Source organism: Streptomyces sp. NPDC002309 (genome assembly GCF_053593375.1).
In genome coordinates, this window is the sequence record NZ_JBSFCI010000085.1 from 1 (window position 1) to 8260 (window position 8260).

Annotated in this window: 3 protein-coding genes; all 3 read right to left on the reverse strand. The window is 68.7% G+C overall.

Annotated features, from left to right (window positions below; translation table 11 throughout):
- Positions 1 to 685: 685 nt before the first annotated feature.
- The 3 genes from ACWCPM_RS34225 to ACWCPM_RS34235 are packed head-to-tail and all read right to left on the reverse strand — an operon-like array spanning position 686 to position 7715.
- Complete coding sequence (locus ACWCPM_RS34225) at positions 686 to 3310, reverse strand: RNaseH domain-containing protein (RefSeq protein WP_450980168.1); 2625 nt, start codon at positions 3308 to 3310, stop codon at positions 686 to 688.
- Positions 3304 to 6561, reverse strand: coding sequence for a hypothetical protein (locus ACWCPM_RS34230; protein WP_450980169.1), 3258 nt, complete (start codon positions 6559 to 6561; stop codon positions 3304 to 3306). The genes ACWCPM_RS34225 and ACWCPM_RS34230 overlap by 7 nt, the downstream gene beginning before the upstream one ends.
- On the reverse strand, positions 6558 to 7715 hold the full coding sequence (locus ACWCPM_RS34235) for a restriction endonuclease-related protein (protein WP_450980170.1): 1158 nt from the start codon (positions 7713 to 7715) through the stop codon (positions 6558 to 6560). The genes ACWCPM_RS34230 and ACWCPM_RS34235 overlap by 4 nt, the downstream gene beginning before the upstream one ends.
- Positions 7716 to 8260: the final 545 nt, after the last annotated feature.

An 8260-nucleotide genomic window follows, 5' to 3' on the forward strand; every position in this document is an offset into this window, starting at 1 on the left:
GCGATCCGCCATCTCGTGGACAACGGGATCAAGTGGCGGGCGACGGCCGGGGATTTCCCGCCGTGGGACCGGGTCTACGCGTTCTTCCGCCGCTGACCGCTCGGCCAGGGCCAGTTCGGCCTGGATCCGGTCGGCCTCCTCCCTCAGCTCGTCCACGACGGCGAGCGACGAGCTCGCGCTGTTCCGGCAGCCCACGACCGACGGCATCCACGACCTCCACAGGAGCGGCGACACGACAGGCCACCACTCCGTAGCGGTGCCAGAAGATCTCAGCCCCCAGGCTGAACAACGTCCGGAACAGGGGCGAGTGCTGCCAGCACTGCGTGCGTTAGGGGCTGGACCCGGGCGCCCCGGCCCGCCTGTACGTCCTCTCCCACGCCGAGTACGGCGCCGTGAAGATCGGGATCACTGGACTGCGGACCCGCGAGGACCGCGTTGTCCGGTTCCAGAGCCACGGCTGGGTGCCGTTCGCTCAGATCGAGTTTGCCACGGACGTGGATGCCTACCGCGTGGAGCAGAAGGCGATCAAGCTGCTCAGGGCGGAAGGGCCGGGCGGCTGCTCGCACTGGCGGAAGCCGAGCGGTAGGGCGGCGTCGACAGGCCGGTCCGCAGGCCCTGGAGACGCGAGCTAGCCCCGCACCGCCGTGAGGGGCTCCAGCAGCCCGCGACGCCCACGCCCTACGCTCTACCCGCCCAACCCTTCCTGATCGACGAAGCCGGGATGCTTCTCATCAGCGCTCTTGGCCAGATGCAGCGGCGCAGGAAGGTTGGTCCGCCCGTCCCACATCGCCGCCTGCTCCGAGACCCGCGCGGCAAGGCCGACCAGTTGCTCCTCACGCCAGCCACCACGGCGGGCGACCACGTACTCGGTGCGGGTCATGGCATGGAAAGGAGCACCCATCTGCGCCAGTTGCCCGCCGGGCAGGGTGCGGCGCGTGTACTGGGTACCGGTGCGCTGGCCGCCGGCGTGCTGGCGGGACTGCCCGGAAAACAGCCAGGACACCACATCCCCGTGATCGTGACGGTAGAGGATTTTCTCCGGCATGACCGGCTGCAACGGGTTGGTCGGCAGCTTGCCCCCGCCACCGGTGCGCCGTGACGGCTGGGGTGTGCCCTGCCCATTGCCGACCCGTACGACCGCCACATCCCACCCCTGGGCGATCAGGCTTTGCCCGGGAACAGTGCCGTCCCCGAGCCGGTCGTTGCACAGACCGGGCCAGATCCGCTCACGCTCCTCGGCGAAGACGATGATCGGAAACCGGTTGCTGAGAGCGGCCAACGCCCGGTCCACATAGGTGCGCACGTTCTCCGGGCCCCCGCGGTCCTCCCGCAGGTGATGCCCTCTCTTACCGATGGGACCGGCATGGTGCAAGGCCCGTGCCCGGGCCAGGGGGAGCCAGCCCTGGTCGCTGTACATGAGTGTGGGCCAGTAGGCGTCCTCACCGAGCGGAATCCGCATGGCGACCAGCGTGATGGCCAGCACGGCCGGCTTACGGGGACGGCCGGGACGCTCGTCGAAGCGGTGGTGGCGCGTCCACAGCCCCACCACCACGGCCTCCCGGTCCAGGGCGGTGTCCTTGGCGTTGCGGTGGAAGGCGGTGGCGGCCAGACGGTTGTCGATGATGCCGGAGTCGGAGTGCAGGCTGCCGAGCGCGATCTGCACCGCATGATCGTCCTTGTAGGCGACGTCCGGCTTCGGCAGACCCGCATTGCGGGCCCTGGACCGCGCGACCTTCTCGGGCGTGTTGAGCCGGTACGGGTCACCCGGGTCGGAGTCCATGGTGATGAACTGCGAGGGGATGCCACGCTCGGCGAAAAGCCCTTTGAGCGCGTGCTTGGCATCCGTCACCCCCGCTTCCTTCTCCTGCTCGCTTCGATAGCGCGTCTCACACAGGGCCGTGACCAGCGCCCGCCCGGCACCAGGCTTGAACCAGGGCAGAGTGTTCAGGATCAGGCTGCGGTCGTGGCCGCCGTGGCAGACCAGCTCGGGCAGCCGCACCGCCACCAGCTCATACCCGGGCGCCAAGACCACCGGCTGCTCGTCGGGCAAATCAGCCAGTTCGGGCCGAACATAGTCTCGGGCCAGCTGCCCCATCACCCGCGCGCGCCACGGCGCCGACTCGTACAGCACTACGGTGCGCACCGTATCGAGGCGGGCGCCAGCCATGGCGTCGGCCATCTTGCCGGCCGGCACGTAGGGAGACAGGCTCCCGCCCGGCTTGGTGATCTTGATAGATGTCCCGGAGTACACCACAGGCTCCTGACCAAGAACCTGCCCGGCGTGCTCCTCGAGCCGGGCGTGGAACATCGCCCCCGCGCCCTTGTCGATCGGGTGCTTGCCCGTGCGGTGCACTCCACGCACCTCTGTCAGCTCGTCCAGCCCCGTCAGGGGTGGCTGGGGCAGGCGGCCGACACCGCAGGCCTCGACGATCTGTGCCGTCGCCCCGCGGTAGAGGACGGCCGCGGGCTGCATGAATCCGTCCGGACCCTTCTCCCACCGGGTGGTGATCGGGGCCTTGAGGATGATGTCAGGGTTGACGGGATGGCACAGCAGGACGTTGCGGATGCCCTTGTAATGAGTGGCGACGCGCGAGATACGCGCCGACAGATGCGCGATGAGCGTCTTCCCGCCCGGGGAGGGTTCGACCTCGATGTGGATGCGCTCCATGGCGTAGCCGGCGATACGCCGGCGTTTGCCGCTCTCCTCGTCGATCCACGTCCGCTCGTGGACCAGCGGGGCCTGCCACGCCAGCAGGTCGCCCTCGCTGTCGAGGTGGAACCGCAGTGCGGGCAGCGACTCGTCGAGCGGGAGCGGCCGGACGGCCAGCATGCTCGCCAGCCGCCACCCCGCCACCCTGAACGCCCAGCGGGGACCGGTGATCCGCCCCATGGCGTCGCGGTGCAGCAGAGAACTGAGCGGCTGGGGCCCGTCGTCGGACAGCTCCAGCAGGGCCGCGAGGGTGTCACGGCCGTCATGCCCCTCCAACCGCGTCTCCCACTCCCGCATCAGAGTCCGCACCACGGCCCCGTCCAGCGCCCCGGGCGTGACAATCACGCTCCGCCCGGCCCACCGGCCCGTCCTGGCGGGCCGGTCAGGGTTGGTGAACACCAGCCGCTCCCCGGTCACGGCACGCGCCGCCGTCTGCAGGGACGCGATCGGCTGCACGGCGTCCCTGCCCCGCGGCTTCGGCAGCCGCCGCCACGCCGGCGCGAACGCCTCGTCCTGGGGATAGACGTACACCGTGCCCAACAGCCGGTCATCCAGCGCGAAGGACAGGGTGAACAGGCGGCCGCGGTCATCACTCACCATTCGCCCAACTCCTCTTCCTCGTATGCGGTGGGGGAGTACTCCGCCAGCCCCAGCAGGGCATCGGTCATGGTGGTGCGGTAGACGGCCTCGATCAGCGGCATGTGGCCCTTGTCCTGCCACTTCCCGCGCAACTGCTCAAGGAGGGCGGGCAGCGTGGAGTCGGCAGCGGTCTGAGTGAAGGCGGCGTCCAGCAGCCGCAGCCGCCCGTGATCCCCGCCGCGCCGGGTGCGCCCGCCCAGCTGGATCAGCCGGGTAAGGATCTCCGCGACCACGGCGAGCTTTACGTCCTCGCCCATCGACTTGAAGTAGCCCTGCCCGCTGCGGATGTCATCGAAGATCTGCCCCGCCACGATCCGCAGCCGCTCCAGCTCCACCGCGGGCTCCGGACCGGGCCGCCGCCGCCGGTAGGCGAGAGAGTTGACCAGGGACAGCAGCACCGGCGGGTCCTCCATCACCGGAATGGGCCGGTTGACCAGACAGGCCACATGCAGCAAGGAGCGCCCGTCACGGTCGACGATGTTCAGGCCACGCTCGACCCGTGCCATGGGAGCGATCAGATACCGGCACCGGCCATGACCCACGCCGTGGGGGAACTGCTCGAGCCGGTTGCTGGGGATGGGCACCCAACCGGGCGGCATCCGTTCCAACGAAGCCATCTCCTGCGGCCGCACCGCCACACAGATCTCCGACGCCGCGACCCCCACCTCGACCATGCCGCGGGCGAGCGCGGGACCAGCGTCGTAGGCGGTCGGCGCGAGCAGCGCATACGCACGGTGCGCAGTGGCAGGGTCGGCAGCCACCGCGTCGAGCTGCGCGGGAAGGTCCTGACCGACGCTGCGCCCCATGGCCGTATAGGCACGCTCCCGGTTCACCCCGTCGGTGCCGGACACCACGATGCCCGCCCCGTTGTCCTGGCCAGCCTGCAGCTCGACGGTGAGGCTTCCATTGACGTCGTCCGGCACGTACCAGGCCGGCTCCGGCAGGAGGTGATGACGCGGCGCATACGGCATGAACGCCGTCGCGGACATCCCGATCACCGCCCGGCGGGTGCCGGTATGGGCGAGCGCGGTCACCTCTCCCAGGTAGGCCAGGTGAGCGTGCGGATCCCCGACATAGGACTTCAGCCGCAGCGCCGTCTGGTGCCGGTCGCCAGGATCGAACGTCTCGGAGAACGCGAACAGTGCACGCCCCAAAGGACCGTAAGGGGCAGCCCGCCACGGCACGTGCGAGGCCAGCGCGTCCACCAAGTCGTTGCCGGCGGAGATCCCCGCTCCCTGCAACGGTGCAGCGACACCGACGATGCGATGCAGGATGCTGCGCATCTCCTCCAGATACGCACGCCGGGCCGCCAGCAGTGCCAGCGAGGACAGCCGCTTCTCGTCCGTCTCACCGGTGATCGCCGAAAACGCTTCCCCGATCCGTTTCAAGGTGGCGTGGGTGAGACGGTCCGACCCACCGGCCAGATCCGTGACCGAGGACAAAGGCTCCCTCAGCTCGACCAGCCCCTCGACCTCATCGACGAACTCCAGCGGCCCCTCCCGCTTGTAGAGCTGGTTGACCGCCTGCATCTGCCGCTCCGTGGGCCGCTCCCCAGCCTCCAGCCCAAAGATCCGGGAGGCGAACATCCCATCCCAGCGGCGCGGCACCACCATGCTGCGCCGCTCCCGGTCGGGATGAATGACCCCGCCGACGAGATGGGACACGTAGGACTCGGCCAGCCACACCAGGTGGTTGATCAGCGGCCGCAGGTACTGCTCAAGGCTCATCGGCAGCCGGTGGCAGTGCCGCCGGAACTGGCTGTCGAGCTCGCGTACCGGGGTGCGCTCCGCACCGTCCTGGGCCAGCAGCACCTGACGGGCCGCCTGGTCGAAAGCCCGCGCCTGCAAGGCATCGGCCTCGTCGATGATGATCAGATGACTGCGGTGCAGCAGCAGCTGCTCGGTGGTCATCCGCCGCCCCGGGGCAGGCCGAGCCGTAACGGGCGCGTGGATGTGCCCGGTGAGGAAGTTGGCATGGTTGGTGACGAGGATGTCCGCCGACACCGTGGCCCGGTGGTGGCGGAACTTCCCACAGCCGCCGCGCCACGGGCAGGCCAGGGCCTTGTCCGCCTTCGGCCCGTTGGGCTTGAGCTGGTCGCACGGCTCCTTACCCGGCCTCCACGCGTCCACCGCTTCGGAGGAGGTGGTGGCATGCCCGGTCAGGGGGCAGCTGTAAGACATCTCCCGGTACACCCAGGTCCTGAAGTCCGCATTGTCCTGCGGATTGCCGGCTGTCTGCTCGGCCAGATCCATCATGGAGGCGGGAGAGACGACCGGCGTGACCTGCGCGGAGACCTCCAGATCGGCCAGATCCTGCCGCAGCCGGTACACCGTGGCCAGGACCTGCGCGCTCTGCGGAACTACCAGCGAGATCACCAAGCCCTGCCGGGCGCACCACACCGCGACGAGTTCACTGAGGACGTTCTTGCCCATTCCGGTGGGGGCGTGGAAGACCCGCAGTGGCCCGGCCTGGACGCGCAGGACCTCGCCCACGCCCATGCCGTCACGGCCGCAGGCGTGCCGCCGGATATCCGCGACCGCCTTGCGCCGGTAGTCCTGCCCGCGCAGCTCATCGAGTCGGCCCGCGATCTCGTCCAGGTCGGCGAAAGGGATCATCACCTCGTCCGCGACGGGGGCGTCGCCCAGCTCCTGCACCACGCTGGGAGCAGGGGGCCCTTGGTAGTCGAGGTCGTAGAAGACGTCCACCACCCGGCCAGAGGGACTGAGCGGATCCCTGATCCGTAAGTCGCTGACGTAGGAGCCGGGCGGCGCAGGCTTGGGCAGCACCTGCCCCTTGGCCGCGTTCTCCTCAAGCTCGTCCAACAAGGCATCGATGAGGGCTTCCTCATCGCCCACAGGGAGGATCAGCACCTGCTTCTCCCCGTCGGCCGGGGCGAACTCGACCGTCTCACCACTGTCCAGGATCGCTGCCGTCTCCGTGACAAACACCGAACGAGAGGCAAGGACCGCCGGCCGCTGCCGCAGCATCCGCGTGATCCGCACCTGATCGGGCAGGGCCAGAGAAGACCAGCCGTCCCACAGATGCATCTGCCCCGTGGCCAGGAAGTGCGCATCGGTCAAATCCACTACCTGCCGCCACGCCGCCTGATCCTCCAGCGCCCGGTTGGGGAACACTCGCGCAGCTAGCAGGATCACCGCCCGCAACGTCAGCGGCACGCTGATGGAGTACTTCGCATTCTTCGGCGACGTCATGCACCCATCCCCTTCAACCGCCGGGTCACAGCCGCCCTGAAACGGCTGACCGTGAACACGCTGTAGCGCTGCCCGTCAGCAGTCCGCAGAGCATCGAGCCCGGACTGCAGCTGACTGACCTGGCTACGCCGGTAGTTGGGCACGACCACCGTCTCCCCAGCAGGCGGCCTGTCGATGATCGTCTGCGCGTCCTGATGGTCCTTGACGTCCACCCTCCAGCGGTGCCCGTCCGCCAGGTACACCCCGACATCCCACTCATCCAGGTTCTCCCAGCGCTCGACCCGCACCTCCTGCTGCTTCTCGAGCCACTGCATCAGGCCCACCTCACTCAGCCCAGGACAGGTGATGTACCGCCACACCCCCCAGTCCAGGCACAACAGGCCCTCCGCCGGCTCCGCAGCCGTCGTCAACCGGTTCCGCCCACCGGTCAGTACTGGCGGTCCACCCCGCTTCCCGCTGCCCGGGACGAGGCCGAACCGGCTCTGATGCGGCGGATACTCACACCGCAACTGCCCACTCCGCAGCACCATCGGATACCGGCACTGCGGGCATGGCCAGAACCACGACGACGCCCCCGCCCACACCCGGTCCGAGGGAACAGGCCGATACACGTCCATCCGTGCCGCACCACGACGCGAGTACGCCTCGACCAACGCGAGCTCCGTGCCGTACGGCACCTCGGTCAGCATGGTCCGCGCGGCCACATAGCCAGCCTGTCCATCAGAGCGGATGTGCCGGAAAGCAGCCCGCTCCGTTTGCTCCGCCGTCTGCCGAACCCACGCCGGAAGCCACGTCCCACCGAGATCGAAGTATCCGTCGTCCCCGTACAGAGCCTCCAGATAGTTCATCCCCGCTTCGAAGGCCTCCTCGGTCAGCTCGCCGTTGTCCGTCAGGACAACCAAATCCCCCATTACAGAAGGAAGCTCGTCCCACGCCAATGGCACCCACTCCCGCAAGCGCACCGGCAGTAAATCGATCATCTCGGCAGGAGTAGAAGGGCCTGCCCCCACCGGCAGACTCGACAGGAGCACCCCGTGCATACGAGACAACTCCCGCCACGCACGAGGCTCCTCAACCCGGTTGATCCACGCCGCTCCGGCCCGCAGAGCAGCGGTAATGATCCTCCGAGCGGCAACATGTTGGCTGACAGGCACAGCTCATCACCCCTCCACGCCCCACCAGTGGTATTCGGGGCTCATTCCAGACGGGCCAACAGCTTCCGGAACATACATGCCGGGACTGACAACGCACTCCAAAACCGGCGAAGACGCCCCCCCCCCGCGGCAGCGGGGGCGCTACAAGAAATCGGACACGCCGGCAGGCGTGCCTCGCGGCTCCGTTCTGTTGGCCCGTCAGGGCCAAAGCCCACCCGCCAGGACTGCGGGTGGGGGAGAGGAACCGGATAACTGTCTAAAAAATCCTTACGACATCACGGCGCCGCAGGCGCCGAGACCGCACCTGTGCCCGAACCTGCCCGGCAGGGCAGGGACCGAACCAGTCCGGCACCCCACCGTCATGCCGCCAGGCGTGACACCTGAACATGCGACAGCGGGGCCCGCCTCTTTCCCCGTTGGCCCGTCAGGGCCAACTCAGCCAACACACAGTCATGCCGCCAGGCATGACGACATGTCACTTTACGGGCCGTCAGGCCCGTAGTTGGCCGCCAGGCCAACTTAAGAGCCGACAGGCTCTCCGCCCC

What these genes read in the sequence shown, in the direction of transcription:
- ACWCPM_RS34230 (WP_450980169.1), bottom strand. Translation starts at nt 6,561, where the DNA reads ATGACGTCGCCGAAGAATGCGAAGTACTCCATCAGCGTGCCGCTGACG.
- ACWCPM_RS34225 (WP_450980168.1), bottom strand. Translation starts at nt 3,310, where the DNA reads ATGGTGAGTGATGACCGCGGCCGCCTGTTCACCCTGTCCTTCGCGCTG.